The 13,440-nt window shown below is 69.4% G+C and carries 19 protein-coding genes; 8 read left to right on the top strand and 11 right to left on the bottom strand.

Features of this window, described 5'->3' with window-relative positions; genetic code table 11:
* Positions 1–63 precede the first annotated feature (63 nt).
* Positions 64–645, top strand: coding sequence for a TerD family protein (locus tag V8688_RS08075; protein ID WP_218717965.1), 582 nt, complete (start codon positions 64–66; stop codon positions 643–645).
* Here the strand turns inward: V8688_RS08075 and V8688_RS08070 are convergent, their stop codons facing one another.
* A complete protein-coding gene (locus V8688_RS08070) occupies positions 646–1,500 on the bottom strand; it encodes an AraC family transcriptional regulator (RefSeq protein WP_218717966.1) in 855 nt (284 codons plus the stop codon). It lies immediately after the preceding gene.
* 142 nt (positions 1,501–1,642) lie between these two features.
* Here V8688_RS08070 and V8688_RS08065 point away from each other — a divergent pair, with 142 nt between their 5' ends.
* The 3 genes from V8688_RS08065 to V8688_RS08055 all read left to right on the top strand — a co-directional run bounded on the left by V8688_RS08065 (position 1,643) and on the right by V8688_RS08055 (position 3,189).
* Complete coding sequence (locus tag V8688_RS08065) at positions 1,643–2,179, top strand: carboxymuconolactone decarboxylase family protein (RefSeq protein ID WP_342800512.1); 537 nt, start codon at positions 1,643–1,645, stop codon at positions 2,177–2,179.
* A gap of 120 nt (positions 2,180–2,299) precedes the next feature.
* Entirely contained in the window at positions 2,300–2,635 is a 336-nt protein-coding gene (locus V8688_RS08060) for a hypothetical protein (protein ID WP_316573775.1), read from the top strand.
* A 41-nt stretch (positions 2,636–2,676) separates the two neighbouring features.
* A complete protein-coding gene (locus V8688_RS08055) occupies positions 2,677–3,189 on the top strand; it encodes a DUF1990 domain-containing protein (RefSeq protein WP_342800511.1) in 513 nt (170 codons plus the stop codon).
* A gap of 7 nt (positions 3,190–3,196) precedes the next feature.
* On the opposite strand, the gene V8688_RS08050 is transcribed toward V8688_RS08055, so the two are convergent.
* Entirely contained in the window at positions 3,197–4,234 is a 1,038-nt protein-coding gene (locus V8688_RS08050) for a beta-ketoacyl-ACP synthase 3 (protein ID WP_218717969.1), read from the bottom strand.
* Positions 4,235–4,323: 89 nt separating this feature from the next.
* Here V8688_RS08050 and V8688_RS08045 point away from each other — a divergent pair, with 89 nt between their 5' ends.
* The gene (locus tag V8688_RS08045; RefSeq protein ID WP_218717970.1) at positions 4,324–4,905 is read left to right on the top strand and encodes a TetR/AcrR family transcriptional regulator; all 582 of its coding nucleotides are present in this window, start codon (positions 4,324–4,326) and stop codon (positions 4,903–4,905) included.
* Here the strand turns inward: V8688_RS08045 and V8688_RS08040 are convergent.
* Both V8688_RS08040 and V8688_RS08035 read right to left on the bottom strand, forming a co-directional pair.
* A complete protein-coding gene (locus V8688_RS08040) occupies positions 4,902–5,798 on the bottom strand; it encodes an alpha/beta hydrolase (protein WP_316573774.1) in 897 nt (298 codons plus the stop codon). The genes V8688_RS08045 and V8688_RS08040 overlap by 4 nt on opposite strands.
* Before the next feature lie 58 nt (positions 5,799–5,856).
* A complete protein-coding gene (locus tag V8688_RS08035; RefSeq protein ID WP_218717972.1) occupies positions 5,857–6,405 on the bottom strand; it encodes a YaeQ family protein in 549 nt (182 codons plus the stop codon).
* Between the two features lie 55 nt (positions 6,406–6,460).
* Here V8688_RS08035 and V8688_RS08030 point away from each other — a divergent pair, with 55 nt between their 5' ends.
* Positions 6,461–6,895: a hypothetical protein gene (locus tag V8688_RS08030; protein WP_342800510.1), complete on the top strand. Its 435-nt coding sequence runs from the start codon at positions 6,461–6,463 to the stop codon at positions 6,893–6,895.
* Here the strand turns inward: V8688_RS08030 and V8688_RS08025 are convergent.
* From V8688_RS08025 to V8688_RS08000, 6 genes are all read right to left on the bottom strand, one after another.
* Complete coding sequence (locus V8688_RS08025; protein WP_218717974.1) at positions 6,889–7,230, bottom strand: MmcQ/YjbR family DNA-binding protein; 342 nt, start codon at positions 7,228–7,230, stop codon at positions 6,889–6,891. The genes V8688_RS08030 and V8688_RS08025 overlap by 7 nt on opposite strands.
* A gap of 39 nt (positions 7,231–7,269) precedes the next feature.
* Entirely contained in the window at positions 7,270–7,788 is a 519-nt protein-coding gene (locus tag V8688_RS08020) for a hypothetical protein (protein ID WP_218717975.1), read from the bottom strand.
* A 110-nt stretch (positions 7,789–7,898) separates the two neighbouring features.
* The gene (locus V8688_RS08015) at positions 7,899–8,774 is read right to left on the bottom strand and encodes a metal ABC transporter permease (protein ID WP_218717976.1); all 876 of its coding nucleotides are present in this window, start codon (positions 8,772–8,774) and stop codon (positions 7,899–7,901) included.
* A gap of 10 nt (positions 8,775–8,784) precedes the next feature.
* Complete coding sequence (locus V8688_RS08010) at positions 8,785–9,516, bottom strand: metal ABC transporter ATP-binding protein (protein WP_218717977.1); 732 nt, start codon at positions 9,514–9,516, stop codon at positions 8,785–8,787.
* Positions 9,513–10,385 carry a metal ABC transporter substrate-binding protein gene (locus V8688_RS08005; protein ID WP_316574026.1) on the bottom strand — a complete coding sequence of 291 codons (873 nt, stop codon included), beginning with the start codon at positions 10,383–10,385 and terminating at the stop codon, positions 9,513–9,515. Before V8688_RS08005 ends, V8688_RS08010 begins: the two co-directional genes overlap by 4 nt.
* Positions 10,386–10,524: 139 nt before the next feature.
* Positions 10,525–10,935 carry a cupin domain-containing protein gene (locus V8688_RS08000; protein WP_342800509.1) on the bottom strand — a complete coding sequence of 137 codons (411 nt, stop codon included), beginning with the start codon at positions 10,933–10,935 and terminating at the stop codon, positions 10,525–10,527.
* A 37-nt stretch (positions 10,936–10,972) separates the two neighbouring features.
* On the opposite strand from V8688_RS08000, the gene V8688_RS07995 reads away from it, so the two are divergent.
* Both V8688_RS07995 and V8688_RS07990 read left to right on the top strand, forming a co-directional pair.
* Positions 10,973–11,434 (top strand): MarR family transcriptional regulator, encoded by a 462-nt coding sequence (locus V8688_RS07995; protein WP_342800508.1) that lies wholly within the window; start codon positions 10,973–10,975, stop codon positions 11,432–11,434.
* A 186-nt stretch (positions 11,435–11,620) separates the two neighbouring features.
* A complete protein-coding gene (locus V8688_RS07990) occupies positions 11,621–11,851 on the top strand; it encodes a hypothetical protein (RefSeq protein ID WP_218717980.1) in 231 nt (76 codons plus the stop codon).
* Here V8688_RS07990 and V8688_RS07985 read toward each other — a convergent pair whose 3' ends face one another.
* Positions 11,852–13,276, bottom strand: coding sequence for an amidase (locus tag V8688_RS07985; RefSeq protein WP_218717981.1), 1,425 nt, complete (start codon positions 13,274–13,276; stop codon positions 11,852–11,854).
* Between the last annotated feature and the right edge of the window lie 164 nt (positions 13,277–13,440).

The raw sequence follows: 13,440 nt of genomic DNA, 5'->3' as shown, positions 1-13,440 counted from the left end.
CGCACCGGTCGGTGTGAATTCTGTTGCCCTGCAGCCCGCTCCACCAGTCCGTAGCCTGGAATCGTGATTACGCTGAAGAAGGAAGACGGCGCGGCCGACCTCGCCGGCATCACCAAGATGAGCGTGGGGGTGAGCTGGGACCCGTCGGCCGGATCCAGCGGCGGGCTGCTCGGGATCGCGCGGCGCAAGCGCGGTGTCGACCTGGATCTGATCGCGGTCCTGTTGCAGGGTGGGGAGCCGGTCCGGTTCGCCGGATTGGATTCCCTGAACCCACTGGGCAACGGCGCGGTGGTGCACACCGGTGACGAACAGACCGGTGCGGCCGCGGGCGACGACGAGACCGTGCACGTCACCTTCGCCGACGTCCCGCCCGGCATCGACGCGATCGTGTTCGTCGCCGCCGCCTTCAAGAAGGGGTCCTCGTTCGAGAAGGCCAACAACGTCTCGTTCAAGATCTACGACGCCACCGGCGCCGACAGCCAGCCGGTCGCCGACATCTGGCCCTCCCTGCTCGGCCAGGAGAACGCCAACGCGATCGCCAGGGCATTCCGCAACGGCCCGGTCTGGCAGCTGGAAGTACTCGACCGCAAGGGCAAGATCAAGCAGGGCGACCGCCAGGCCCTGCTGCGCTTCGCGATCCAGTAGTCAGTCACCCAGCTCGGCCAGCCAGGCCGTCGGCGACCTGCCGACCCGCTGGGTGAACACCCGCGACAGGGCCGAGCTGTTGGCGTAGCCGAGCTCGGCGGCGACGGCTTTCACCGAGTGCCCGGTCTGCAGACGCAGCTGGGCGAGCGTGAGCCGCCACGCGGTCAGATAGTCCAGCGGCGTCTGCCCGAGGACGGCCCGGAAGCGGGCGGCGAAGGCACTGCGCGACATGGCGGCGTGCCGGGCCATGCTCGCCAGCGTCCAGTTGTCGCCCGGCGCTTCGTGCATCGCGAGCAAGGTGGGGGCGAGCTGGGGATCGGCGATCCCGGTGAGCAGGCCGGGCGGCATCGCGATGTCGTCCGGGTGGTCGAGCAGCCAGCGCAGCAGTTGCAGGAGCACCACTTCGAAGAGGCGATCCGCGAGCACCCGATGTCCGCACCGATGCCGGTCGATTTCGCCGAACAGCAACTCCAGCGCCTGATCGAGCCCGTCGACCCGCGCGAGCGGAACGACCACCACCGCGGGCAGCGCCCGGGCCAGGGGATGGTTCGACCCGCCATCGAAATCGACTGTGGCACAGGCGAAATCATTATCGCCGTGGGCATCGGTATGGAAGATGTGCGCCAGCGGCCGGGGGTAGAACAGCACGCTCGGCTCGGCCACCGCCAGCCGCTGCGGCGCACCGAGCGGATCGCGATGCTCGACCGTCAGCGCGCCGGCGCGGATCAGGTGCAGGAACCCGCGCCCCTGCTCGGCACCGAATCGCGTGACGCCGCACAGCGGTCCGGTGTGCAGCACGTGCGCCCGCACTCGGAACTGTTCGAGCAGAGGTGACAGGCGATCGACCGAAGACATCCCTCAAAGTTAGACGATCCGGTAATCATCGCGGACTTTTCGTATCCATTCAGCCCGTATCGACGACGAAGCTGGAGTCATGCCACGGCATCCGCCGGAGCCGATCGGCCCGGCGGCACCCCTGCACCACGGAGGAATCACCATGTCGCATGTCTCGCTCATCGCCCGGACCGACACCACGGGCGGCACGCGCGAGCTGCTCGATCAGATCGACGGCGCCTTCGGGACCACCCCGGCCATGTTCCGGGCGGTGGCGAATTCGCCCGCGGCGCTGCGCAGTATGTGGGGATCGTTCCAGGCACTCGGCGACGGCACCTTCGGCCCGGCACTGACCGAACAGATCGCGGTAGCCGTGGCCAATCGCAATAGTTGCGAATACTGCCTGGCCGCGCACACCGGCCTCGGCCGCAAGGCCGGGCTGTCCACCGCGGCGCTGGCCTCGGCACAGGTCGGCGAGGCCGACGACCCCAAGACCGCCGCACTGCTCGGCCTCGCACTGGCGCTGGTCGAGCAGCGCGGAGCTGTCAGCGACGAGCAGCTCGACCGAGCGCGCGCACTGGGCTGGACCGATGCCGACATCGTCGAACTCATCGCGCACGTGGCACTGAATCTGTTCACCAACTACGTGAACGTGGCGCTGCGCGTGCCGGTCGACTTCCCGGCCGTCACCCTGCGCTAGCGCGCCCGCGATCCGCCGGGCGGACTGCCCGTCCGGCGGATCGGAGTGACTTTGCGAAGTTCGGTCAAGGGCACTCGATTTCCGTGTTCCCTGAATAGTTGCCGAGTTACCGTTTCCGGCATGGACGACATCGAGTTGGATTTGCCGAGCGTCGCTTCTGCCCATAACGCCGGACGAATTCTGGAAATCGGCGCGGTCGGTCTGCGCAACCCGCTTCCCGTCGACGGCGAGCGGACACACGCCTATGTTTCCTGCGTCGACGGCACCACCCTGCGGCTGCCGGATTCGCTGCAGAACTGGGCGATGCAGACCCTGGCGGCGAACTACGACCTACGCTCCACCGGCCTACCCTCACTGTTCCCGTGCCGGTTCGAATTCGGCATTCGCGACGGCGCCGCCTACGCGATCCCCGTCACCGAGAAGCGAGCCGGACGCACCCCGCAGCCGACCGCCTGACCACCCCACGGCGGCGGGCGCCGAGGCTTATCGTCGACCCTATGCCCGAGGCACTCACCTATCACCCGGCGGGGGCGACCTGCCCCGCCGAGCACTCCTGGACGGCGGAACTCCCCGGGTTCCGCCGGTTCGAGACATCGGTGGTGATCGGGCACGGCGATCGTGCCTGGACCGCTGCGACCGAGACCATCCTGCGCTGGGGCGTCAAGCGCCGCAGCGGCTTTCGCGTGGCGCCCGACACTCCCGTGGCGACGGGCGCCGACTACCGGATCACCGCGGGCATCGGCCCGCTCCGCGTGCACGAGCCGGTGCGGGTGGTGGCGGTCGTCGACACCGGCGACCGGTGCGGATTCGCCTACGGCACCCTGCCCGGCCACCCGGTGACCGGCGAGGAGGCCTTCGTGGTGCACCGGCGCCCCGACGGCACCGTGGTCCTCACGCTGCGGTCGCTGACCAGACCCGCGCAGGCGGGCTACTGGCGCGCGGTGTTCCCGATACTGCTACTGGCCCAGCGCTTTTACCGTCGCCGATACCTGCGCGCGCTGGTGGATTGAGGACCGCTCAGGCGAGGGGCGGCAGGTGCACGACCTGACCCGCGTAGGCCAGTCCCGCGCCGAAGCCCAGCAGCAGCGCGGTATCGCCCGGCTTCGCGCCACCGGAGCGCAGCAGCTGTTCCATCGCCATCGGGATGGAGGCGGCGCTGGTGTTGCCGGTCTCGACGATGTCGCGCGCGACGGCCACCGATTCGGGCAGTCCGAGAGTGCGCACGAGCGCGTCGGTGATCCGGATGTTGGCCTGGTGCGGGACGAACGCGTCGAGGTCGGCCGCCGCCACGCCGGCGTTGTCGAGCGCCGCCCGACACGCCTTCTCCAGGAACGTCACGGCCCAGCGGAACACCTCGGTCCCGTTCATCCGGATGTAGGGGCGCACCGAGGTGCCACCGTTGGCCTCCGCTTCGGCGACCTCGGCGAAGTACTCGAGGAAGTCCTTGTCCTGCTTGATCGCCGAGGTCCGGCTGCCGTCCGAGCCCCACGCGACCGGGCCGATCCCCTCCTGCTCGGCCGCGCCGACGACCACCGCGCCCGCGCCGTCGGCGAAGATGAACGCGCAGCTGCGGTCGGAGGTGTCGAGCAGATCGGACAGGCGCTCCACGCCGATGACCAGGACCTTGCGGGCCTGACCGGAGCGCACCAGGTTCGCGGCGTCGCCGAGGGCATAGCAGAAGCCCGCGCAGCCGGCGGAGATGTCGTAGGCAGCGGTGTCGTCCATGCCGAGTTCGGTGGCGACGACGGCGCCCGCCGACGGGCCGAGCACCATCTGCGACGACGTCGCGAGCACGACGACGTCGATCTCCTCGGCCGCCACTCCGGCCGCCGTCAGCGCGTCGCGGGCGGCCGCGACGCTCATCCCGACGATGGTCTCGTCGGGCTCGGCCCAGTGCCGGGCGGCGATCCCGGAGCGGGTCTTGATCCACTCGTCGGAGGAATCGATGGCCTCGACGATCTCGGCGTTGGGCACGACCCGGCGCGGGCGATACACGCCGAGGCCGAGAATTCCCGTATGGGTGACCGGAACTGCGGTGGCGATGGGGGTGGGCATGGCATCCTCTCCATATGAACCGATCGGTTCACGCTGGAATAGGTCTAACATGGACCGATCGGTTCAATCAAGGGTTGAGAGGAGATCGGATGGCAGCCGGACCACGCGCCCGACTGATCGAACACACCATCAGCACCGTCCAGCAGCACGGCGTGCACGCCGCCGCGCTGAGTGAACTGCTCAAACGCAGCAACACCTCACGCAACTCGCTGTATCAGCACTTCCCTTCCGGCAAGGGCGAATTGGTGCAGACCGCGGGCCGGATCGTCTCGCGCCTGGTCTACTCGCACGTGAGCACCATGGCCGACGCGCTGCAGACGGCCCCTTCGGTCCAGCAGTGGCTGACCGATCTGCTGGCCTTCTGGCGCGTTCCGCTGGAGAAGTCCGACTACAGCGCGGGCTCGTTCATGATGGCCGCCGCGCTGGACGAACTCGACCCGGCGGTCCAGTCGATCGCGGGCCAGGCCTTCGCCGAATGGACCGCGCGCCTGGCCGACGGCATCGTCGCGACCGGCATCGAGCGCGCCACCGCCGTGTCGCTGGCCGGCTTCCTGCTCACCACCATCGAGGGCACGATCGTGCACAGCCGCGCGCTCAAGTCCCCGCATCCGTTCGATCAGGCGGTCACCCAGCTCACCATCCTGCTCAACCTGCACCTGTCCCAGCGTTAGAGGTGGGCGCGCAGCGTCTCGACGATGGTGCGACGCGCGGCGGCGCCCTCGGGGGTGGGGGTCAGCGGATAGACGTGAACCAGGCCGTCGACCTCGTGGTAATCGACCTCGACGCCGACCGCGCGGGCCTTGTCCACCAGCAGCCGGGTGTCGGGGTTGAGGATGTCGCAGGTGCCGCTGAACACGGTGAGCGGGCCGAGACCGGTGTGGTCGCCGAACAGCGGGCTGACCATCGGATCCTTCATCGGCAGCTCGCCGCTCCACAGTTCACCGAAGACCAGGCCGCCGTCGCGGCCCAGCCACGGATCGCGCGGCAGCACCTCGGTGATCTGCGGATTCTCCAGCGTGAGGTCCAGCGCGGGGGAGATCAGGACGGTCCGTGGCAGCGTGATCGAGCGGGTGTCGCGCAGGTGCAGGGCCGTCGACAGGGCGATCTGACCGCCCGCGGAGTCCCCGGCCAGGAAGGTGGTGCCGTGCTGCCGCACGCTCGCGGCGACGATCTCGGCGAAGCGCGGAATCACCTGCGCCGCGGTGCCGGACGGAATCAGCGGGTAGATCGGCACCGTGACGCTCAGCCGCAGCTGTGCGGCCAGCCGGGCCGCGAGCTGCCAGTGCTGCGGCGCGATCTCGCCGACCCAACCTCCACCGTGCGCGTAGACCAGGCCGCCGCGCGAGCGCCCTTCGGCCGGGGTGAGCGTGTAGACCGGCCAGCCGCGATCCTCGACCATCGACACCTCGACCCCGCGCAGGCGCTTGGGTGGGGCGTAGTCCAGCGGCGCCGCGCTCCGCTTGCGGACGTGCTCGCGCGCGGCCGCGGCGTCGATGTAGTGGCGATTGCGCCGGGTGATCCGCAGGAAGGCGGGGACCACGATCCTGCTCATGACACTGGGCACCGGCAACCTCCTGGTCAATTGTCCGAACCGAGGATAGGTCACCGAGTCCGATCGCGGGTCAGACCTGGCCGAGCCGGTGCTCGCTGATGTCGCCGCGCAGGCTGGTCCCGTTGAGATCCAGGTAGAGCACACCCTCGGTGACCGAGAGGCCGACGGTGTTGCGGCGATCGATGAGCGGCACGGCGGCGTCGATGAACGCGCGGTCGATGCCGTAGAGCGGGATGTCCTCGGCACGGTGGATCTTCTTGCCCGCGTACTGCGCCAGCACCTTCGCCGGATCGCGATGGGTGTAGACCGCCGCGCGACCGGCCAGCTTGCTGCCGCGATGCACCCGGTCGGCGTCGGGCGCGCCGACCTCGATCCAGGCGGTGACCCGGCCGGTGAGATCGCGGACCTGCACGGCGGGTTCGTCGGTGGCCGAGATGCCGCCCTCACTGAAGACGATGCCCTCCTCGTACTGCAGGCAGTAGGCGAGGATGCGGGTGAGCATGTACTCGAGGGTTTCCGAGGGATGACGAGCGACCCGCAGCTCGAGGTCCTCGTAGACGCCGCGGTCGACGTCGGCGAGCTGGACGGCGAAATGATGCAGGGTTGCGCTGAGTGCCATAGGAGTTCTGAGACTACCGCTTGCGCTCTCCCGCCCCGACGACCAGCATCGCTGCATGCGAATCACCCATGTTTCAGCAATAGCCGCCACGTTCCTGGCGCTCGGCACGGCAACCGCTGTGGCGGAACCGAATCCGGCCGACACCCCGCGCCAGGCCACCGCTCGCGCCTACATCGACGCGCTGGTCTCCCACGACGCGAGCGCGGTGCCGTTCACCCCCGACGCCACCCGGGTCGAGGTCGGCATCCAGACCGGCTATTCGGGCCCGCAGCTGAGCGCGGACCTGGAGAACGGGCCGCAGTACCGGGTGATCCAGGGGGTGCGCGAGCTCAGCATGTCCGAAGCGGGCGACACGGTGACCACCCGCTATCTGCTCGACACCGGTCTCGCGGGCGTGCGCCTGACCACGGTCGAGATCGTCGAGACCTTCGTCATCCCCCACGACGCCATCGCGACCATCGAGGCCGACATCACCCCGGTCGGCTACTGATCCGCGGCCTCGAGCAGGGCCCGCGGTGCGGCCAGCCGCCAGGAGTCGGTGACGATCGCCGTCAGTTCCGCGCGATCGTCGAGGGCGGCCAGCCGAACCCGGACCCACGGGTTGCCCGCCTCGTGCGCGGCGATCCAGAACTTGTCCGGCTCCGCGACGACCAGTTCGTCGCGGTCCACGATCGGGCAGCGCACCGCCATCGAGGTCTCGTCCTCGGGCAGGGTCAGGAACAACTTGCCCGCGACCTTGAAAATCGGCATGCCCCAGGCGAACTGCTCCACCGTCTCCGGCAGTGCGGCGACGATCGCCCGGACATCCTCCCCAGTGGCTTGCATGGCCGTCATCCTGCCAGCAGGCCCCGACAGCTCGCCGGCTCACCGTTCGGCGAGCAGCGCCTTCCACCGCTGCCCCACCGGACGCGCGACCGGCACCGCCCAGGCAGGCAGCGTCGCCCGACGACAGAACGCGACCGGTTCCGCGGTACCGGAGACCCCGAACCAGGCGGTGGAGGCGGGCCGGTCCAGCAGCGTGATCACCGCGGCCGACACCACCACGGCGGGCAGGGTGAGCAGTCCGAACAACGCGACGCCGATGATCACCGCCGCCCCGTACCAGCCCAGCGCGTGCACGTATCGACTGCGATTGGCGAACCCGCTCGTGAGCACCGCCAGCAGCACCGTGGCGATCGCGGCGGGGTAGGCGAAGCCCTCGTAGCGCAGCAGCAGGGAATCGGCGGGCAGCAGTTGCGTGGCCGGGATGGTCACGAGCGCGAGACCGGTGCAGTAGACGGCCTGCCACACCGCCAGTTGCTGGGCCCGCCGGACCTCACGCGGACGCCCGTCGGGCGCGTCCAGCGAGAGGGCGACGGAATCGAGAATCCCGAGTCCGAACATCGAGCGACCTTTCCCGCGTGCCGCAGCGGCGGGTAGCCCTGGGCAACTGGAACACGTTCCAGGTCACATGGTGCGACGCGACCGGGTTCCGCGCGGCGGATTCGCCGAAATCAGCTCGCGACGCCCACCTTCGCGCGCGCCCGCGCGGCGGTCAGCCTGCGGCCGATGACGCCGTGCCGGGGCGCGAACAGGTAGACGAACGAGAAGGCCACCCCCTGGGTGACCACCACCATGCCGCCCGCGGCGGTGTCGAGGTGATAGCTCAGGTACAGACCCGTCACCGCGCACACCACCGACACCGTCGGCGCGATGAGCAGCATCCGGGAGAACCGGTCGGTCAGCAGATACGCCGTCGCGCCCGGGATGATCAGCATGGCCACCACCAGCACCACGCCGACGGCCTGCAGCGCCACCACCGAGGTCAGCGCCAGCAGCGCCAGCAACGCGGTGCCGAGCACGCGCGGGTTGAGCCCGATGGCGTGCGCGTGGGTGGCGTCGAAGGCGTAGAGGGTGAAGTCGCGGCGCTTGAGCACCAGCGCCGTCAGCACGATCGCGGCCAGGATCATGATCTGGATCATCTCGCCCCGGCTGACCCCGAGCAGATTGCCGAACACGATGTGGTTGAGGTCGGTCTGGCTCGGCGTCACCGACACCAGCACCAGACCGAACGCGAACAGCGTGGTGAACACGATGCCGATCGCGGCGTCCTCCTTCACCCGGCTGGTGTCGCGGACGACGCCGATCAGCGCGACCGCGAGGAAACCGAAGATCACCGCCCCGACCGCGAACGGCCAGCCGACGATGTAGGCCAGCACCACCCCGGGCAGCACCGCGTGCGAGACGGCGTCGCCCATCAGCGACCAGCCGATCAGCACCAGCCAGCACGACAGCACCGCGCATACCACCGCCGCGGTGACGGTCGTCGCGAGCGCGCGCACCATGAACTCGTAGCGCAGCGGATCGATGAAGAATTCTTCCAGGCTCATCAGGTCTTCCTCACGCGTCCACGTCGAGCCCGAAGGCCTTGGCCAGGTTCTCCGGTCGCAACACCACATCGGGGTCGCCGTGCTCGAGCACCCGGCGGTTGAGCAGCACCGCCTCGTCGGCCAGTTGTGGCAGGGCGTGCAGGTCGTGGGTGGAGACCAGGATCGTCGCGCCGTCGGCGGCGAGTTCGCGCAGCAACGCGGTGATGGTGGCCTCCGAGCGCTTGTCGACGCCGGCGAACGGCTCGTCGAGCAGCAGGATCGTCGCCTCCTGCGCGATGCCGCGGGCCACGAACGCCCGCTTCTTCTGGCCACCGGAGAGCTGGCCGATCTGGCGATCGGCGAGCTCGGTGAGGTCCACGCGGGCCAGCGCCTCGGCGACGGCGGCGCGATCGGCCCTGCTCGCCCGGCGGGTGAAGCCCATCTTCCCGTAGCGGCCGGTCATCACGACATCGCGCACCGACAGCGGAAAGCTCCAGTCCACGTCCTCGGATTGCGGCACGTAGCCGAGGCTGCCCGCCTTGCGGGCCGCGACGGGCGCGCTGCCGTTGATCAGCACGCGGCCGCGGTCGGGGGTGACCAGGCCCATGATCGTCTTGAACAGCGTCGACTTACCCGAACCGTTCATCCCGATCAGGCCGCAGACCCGGCCGGATTTCAGGGTCAGTTCGACATTGTCGAGGGCGAGCACGTCACCGTAGTGGACGGTGACGTCCTGGATCTCGACGACAGGCGCGGTGGTCATTTCGGGGCTCCGGCGAGTGCGGTGGCGATGGTGTTCGCGTCGTGGCGGATCAGCTGGAGGTAGGTCGGCACCGGGCCGTCGGCCTCCGAGAGCGAGTCGACGTAGAGCGTGCCACCGAAGCGCGCGCCGGTGGCCTCCACCACGCGTTGCATCGGCGCGTCGGAGACGGTGGACTCGCAGAACACGGCGGGCACGCCGCGCTGGCGCACGAAGTCGATGGCCGAGCCGATCTGCTGCGGGGTCGCCTGCTGTTCGGCGTTGACCGGCCAGATGTACTTCTCGGTGAGCCCGGTGTCGCGGGCCAGGTAGGAGAACGCGCCCTCGCAGGTCACCAGGGCCCGCTGGTCGGCGGGCAGGGTGTTCACGGCGGCGACCAGATCGTCGCGGACGGCGCCGAGCTGAGCTTTGTAGGCGGCGCCGTTGACCCGGTAGGCCTCGGCGTGCTCGGGGTCGAGATCGGCGAAGGCGCGGACCATGTTGTCGACGTAGATCTGCGCGTTCACCGGCGACATCCACGCGTGCGGATTCGGCTTGCCGCGGTAGGCGTCCTCGCCGATGTCCATCGGGGTCACGCCCTCGCTGACCACCGCGTGCGGCACCTTCAGATCGGCGACGAACTGGGCGAACCAGGCTTCCAGATTGAGCCCGTTGTCCAGGATCAGGTCGGCCTTGGCCGCCTTCTTGATGTCGCCGGGTGTCGGCTCGTAACCGTGGATCTCGGCGCCGACCTTGGTGATCGACTCGACCCGCAGATGCTCGCCCGCGACATTGCGCGCCATGTCGGCGAGCACGGTGAAGGTGGTGAGCACCACCTTCTTGCCGTCGTCGTCGGCGGCGACTCCACCGCACGCGGTCAGCGAGAACGCCATGACACTGAGCACAGACGCCGCGAGCAGCCGGCGCCGTGACGAACCCGGCGTGCGGTGAAACCCAACCTTCATTCCAGAATTATATTGTTCGGGTTACCGAACTTTCAAGTTCAACGCCTGGAACAGACGCTGTGACGGTTCAGGATGCCCAGGGCGGGACGAAAGTCGAACCATCGGGCAGTTCCGCGGAGAAGCCGACGGGAACCGTCACGAACAGGACCGCGGGCTCGTCGGTCGTATTGGTGAGACCGATCATCGACCCGGCGGGCGCGACGGCGGCATCCCCCTGCTTCATCGACGCCACCTCGCCGTCGATGGTGATCTCGACCTCGCCCGAGAGCAGGACGAAGACCTCCTCCCGCAGGATGCGATGGGGGACGCCCACCGAGCCGGGTGCGACCTCGGTCTGCCAGACACAGAGTTCGGCACTGCCGGTGCCGGGACGGATGAACGAGGTGAACCGGGCGTTGTGGATCTCGTGGACCTGAGCGTCGGCGGAACGGATGACCGGCATGAGCGCCTCTTTCGAATAGTCAATTAACTTGTCCATATAGTCAAGTAGATTGACCATCGTGTCAAGTGCCAGAATGACCGCTGTGCCCGAGAACCCGCCACCGGCATCCGATCTGCCCCTGTTGCTGCTGGCCGCGGCGACCGAGGTGAGCGCGGCGATCCAGGCGGGCGTCACCGCCGCGGGCTTCACCGACATCCGCCCGGCGCACGGATTCGCCTTCGTCCGGATGGCGCCCGACGGCGCGACCGTGGGCGAGATCGCCGAGCACCTGGGCGTCACCAAGCAGGCGGCCAGCCAGCTGGTCGACGAGCTGGTCACCAAGGGCTACGCCGACCGCAACCCGCATCCGCGCGACGCGCGCGCCCGCCTGATCACCCTCACCGACCGCGGCTGGGCCTGCACCCGCGCCGCCGACGCGGCCGCCGCCGCCTTCGCCGCACGCTGGGCGAACACCCTCGGTCCGACGACATTCGCGCAGACCAGGAATGCGATCGCCCGGATGGTCACACCGGGCCGGGTGCGCCCGTCGTGGTGATCATCACCGGGAGATGACGGGTAACGGTTAATCCGAAGAACAGGATTTTCAAAAGAACCCGCGTAGTGTCGCGTCGCGCGGCATACTCGGCAGCGAGCGGTGACGCGCCACCGCGGCATCCGGACCATCGCACCGGACGCGCCTCGTCACGTCAGTCACCGTTCTCACCCTCCCGACAGGATCGTCATGTCTTCCCTCGCCACCGTCGCCACGGTCGACACCATCACCCGCCACAAGTACGAGCGGTTGCAGTACACCGGCTCGGCGGGTGTCATCGACTCGCTCGAGGACCCGCGCCTGGTCGGCCGCTGGCACACCGAATTCCCCGGCTGGCACGGCGAGCACTGGGCATTCGAGGCGGGCACCGCCAGCCCCGGCCGGCTGCGCCCGATCAATGTCGCGGTGCGGCAGAGCTGATCAAGCCGCGCCCTCGGCCGCCGTCCGGTCGACGATGCGCGGGAACGGACTGGCCGCCTCCAGCTGGTAGGCCAGGTCGAGCAGCGACCGCTCGTCGCCCCGGCGGGCGGCGAGCTGGATCGAGCCGGGCAGGCCGTGCGGGAGCAGACCGTGCGGCAGCGACACCGCGGGCCCGCCGCCGACATTGTTGAGCGGCGTGAAGCCCACGTAGTCGACCAGTTTCGTGAACAGCGCGTCGAAGGGCTGCCCCGGCGCCAGCTCGCCGATCCGCGGCGCCGGATGCGACAGCACCGGGGTGAGCAGCACGTCGACATCACGGAAATGCCGGTCATAGGTGGCGGTTCCGGAGCGCAACCGCCAGGTGGACGCGGCCACCGCGAGCGGATTGCGCTTGGCCAGCCCGATCAGGCCGCTGGTGAACGGATCGAGTTTGCCCGCGTCGAAGTGGTCGCGGTGACCGAACCGGAACGACAGCGTCATCGCGGCGGCCATCATCGCCCAGTATCGCTTGAAGTCCTCGACGAACCGCGGTTCCACGTCGAGCCGCGTCTCGACGACCTCGTGACCGAGACCGGCCAGAATCCGCGCCGCCGAGGCGAGCACGGCGGCATTGTCGGGGTGCACCGGGCGACCGAGCACGTCCTCGCTGATCAGTCCGATCCGCAGGCGCCGCGCACTGGGCCCCTCGACCAGGCCGATCGGCGCCAGCTTCGGGTTCGCGCCGAACCGCTCGACCGCGGCCAGATAGTGCGCGGTGTCGCGGACCGACCTGGTCACCACACCCTCGGCGACCAGATGCACGGGCAGTTGCCGGGCGCCGGGCTGATCGAGCAGCCGGTTGCGAGTGGGCTTCAGGCCGACCAGACCGTTGGCCGCGGCGGGGATCCGGATCGAGCCGCCGCCGTCGTTGGCGTGCGCGATCGGCACCACCCCGGCCGCGACCAGCGCGGCCGAACCGCCCGAGGACGCCCCGGCCGAATACTCGATGTTCCACGGATTGCGGGTCGGCGCCCGGCCGGTGAACTCGGTACTGGCGGTGAGCCCGAACTCCGGCAGCGTCGACTTGCCGAGCACGACCACGCCCGAATGCAGGAACTGCGCGCCGGGACCGCTGGTCACGGTGGCCGGGCGCGGAGTGAAGGCGGCCGACCCGTGGCAGCTGGGCAGTCCGGCGATATCGGTGTTGTCCTTGACGAACGCGGGCACCCCAGCGAACACGCCGGCCGTCTCCGGCGCCGAGGCCGCCCGCTCGAAGCACGCCACCTGCACCGCGTCCAGACTCGGGTCCACCCGCCGGGTCCGCGCGATGGCGGCCTCGAGCACCTCCGCGCGGCTGACCTCTCCCGCGCGCAACGCCGCGGCCACTCCGACGGCATCCAGCGTGCCGAGGGCATCATCGGTGAATCCATGGACGGTAGTGCTCATAGCCGCAGCGTAATGCGATCAGACGGCCATTTGCGGCGGTAACGAATTTCCTCGAGAAACCCTTAGAGTCCCGCGACCCCCGCGGGCCACGGGACTCCCGCCTACTTGGCGGGCGGGGTGAACGGCTGGTTGATCGTGGTGAAGTACTGGATGGCCGCGCCGAG

This window comes from Nocardia sp. No.11 (genome assembly GCF_038752175.1).
GTDB classification, from domain to species: domain Bacteria; phylum Actinomycetota; class Actinomycetes; order Mycobacteriales; family Mycobacteriaceae; genus Nocardia; species Nocardia canadensis.
This window is presented reverse-complemented; position numbering and strand designations above follow the sequence as displayed.

What these genes read in the sequence shown, in the direction of transcription:
- V8688_RS08035 (WP_218717972.1), bottom strand. Translation starts at nt 6,405, where the DNA reads ATGGCACTCAGCGCAACCCTGCATCATTTCGCCGTCCAGCTCGCCGAC.
- V8688_RS08055 (WP_342800511.1), top strand. Translation starts at nt 2,677, where the DNA reads ATGCCCGAGGCACTCACCTATCACCCGGCGGGGGCGACCTGCCCCGCC.
- V8688_RS08015 (WP_218717976.1), bottom strand. Translation starts at nt 8,774, where the DNA reads ATGAGCCTGGAAGAATTCTTCATCGATCCGCTGCGCTACGAGTTCATG.
- V8688_RS08020 (WP_218717975.1), bottom strand. Translation starts at nt 7,788, where the DNA reads ATGTTCGGACTCGGGATTCTCGATTCCGTCGCCCTCTCGCTGGACGCG.
- V8688_RS08065 (WP_342800512.1), top strand. Translation starts at nt 1,643, where the DNA reads ATGTCGCATGTCTCGCTCATCGCCCGGACCGACACCACGGGCGGCACG.
- V8688_RS07995 (WP_342800508.1), top strand. Translation starts at nt 10,973, where the DNA reads ATGACCGCTGTGCCCGAGAACCCGCCACCGGCATCCGATCTGCCCCTG.
- V8688_RS08050 (WP_218717969.1), bottom strand. Translation starts at nt 4,234, where the DNA reads ATGCCCACCCCCATCGCCACCGCAGTTCCGGTCACCCATACGGGAATT.
- V8688_RS07990 (WP_218717980.1), top strand. Translation starts at nt 11,621, where the DNA reads ATGTCTTCCCTCGCCACCGTCGCCACGGTCGACACCATCACCCGCCAC.
- V8688_RS08000 (WP_342800509.1), bottom strand. Translation starts at nt 10,935, where the DNA reads ATGGACAAGTTAATTGACTATTCGAAAGAGGCGCTCATGCCGGTCATC.
- V8688_RS08070 (WP_218717966.1), bottom strand. Translation starts at nt 1,500, where the DNA reads ATGTCTTCGGTCGATCGCCTGTCACCTCTGCTCGAACAGTTCCGAGTG.
- V8688_RS08045 (WP_218717970.1), top strand. Translation starts at nt 4,324, where the DNA reads ATGGCAGCCGGACCACGCGCCCGACTGATCGAACACACCATCAGCACC.
- V8688_RS08030 (WP_342800510.1), top strand. Translation starts at nt 6,461, where the DNA reads ATGCGAATCACCCATGTTTCAGCAATAGCCGCCACGTTCCTGGCGCTC.
- V8688_RS08060 (WP_316573775.1), top strand. Translation starts at nt 2,300, where the DNA reads ATGGACGACATCGAGTTGGATTTGCCGAGCGTCGCTTCTGCCCATAAC.
- V8688_RS07985 (WP_218717981.1), bottom strand. Translation starts at nt 13,276, where the DNA reads ATGAGCACTACCGTCCATGGATTCACCGATGATGCCCTCGGCACGCTG.
- V8688_RS08005 (WP_316574026.1), bottom strand. Translation starts at nt 10,385, where the DNA reads ATGGCGTTCTCGCTGACCGCGTGCGGTGGAGTCGCCGCCGACGACGAC.
- V8688_RS08025 (WP_218717974.1), bottom strand. Translation starts at nt 7,230, where the DNA reads ATGCAAGCCACTGGGGAGGATGTCCGGGCGATCGTCGCCGCACTGCCG.
- V8688_RS08010 (WP_218717977.1), bottom strand. Translation starts at nt 9,516, where the DNA reads ATGACCACCGCGCCTGTCGTCGAGATCCAGGACGTCACCGTCCACTAC.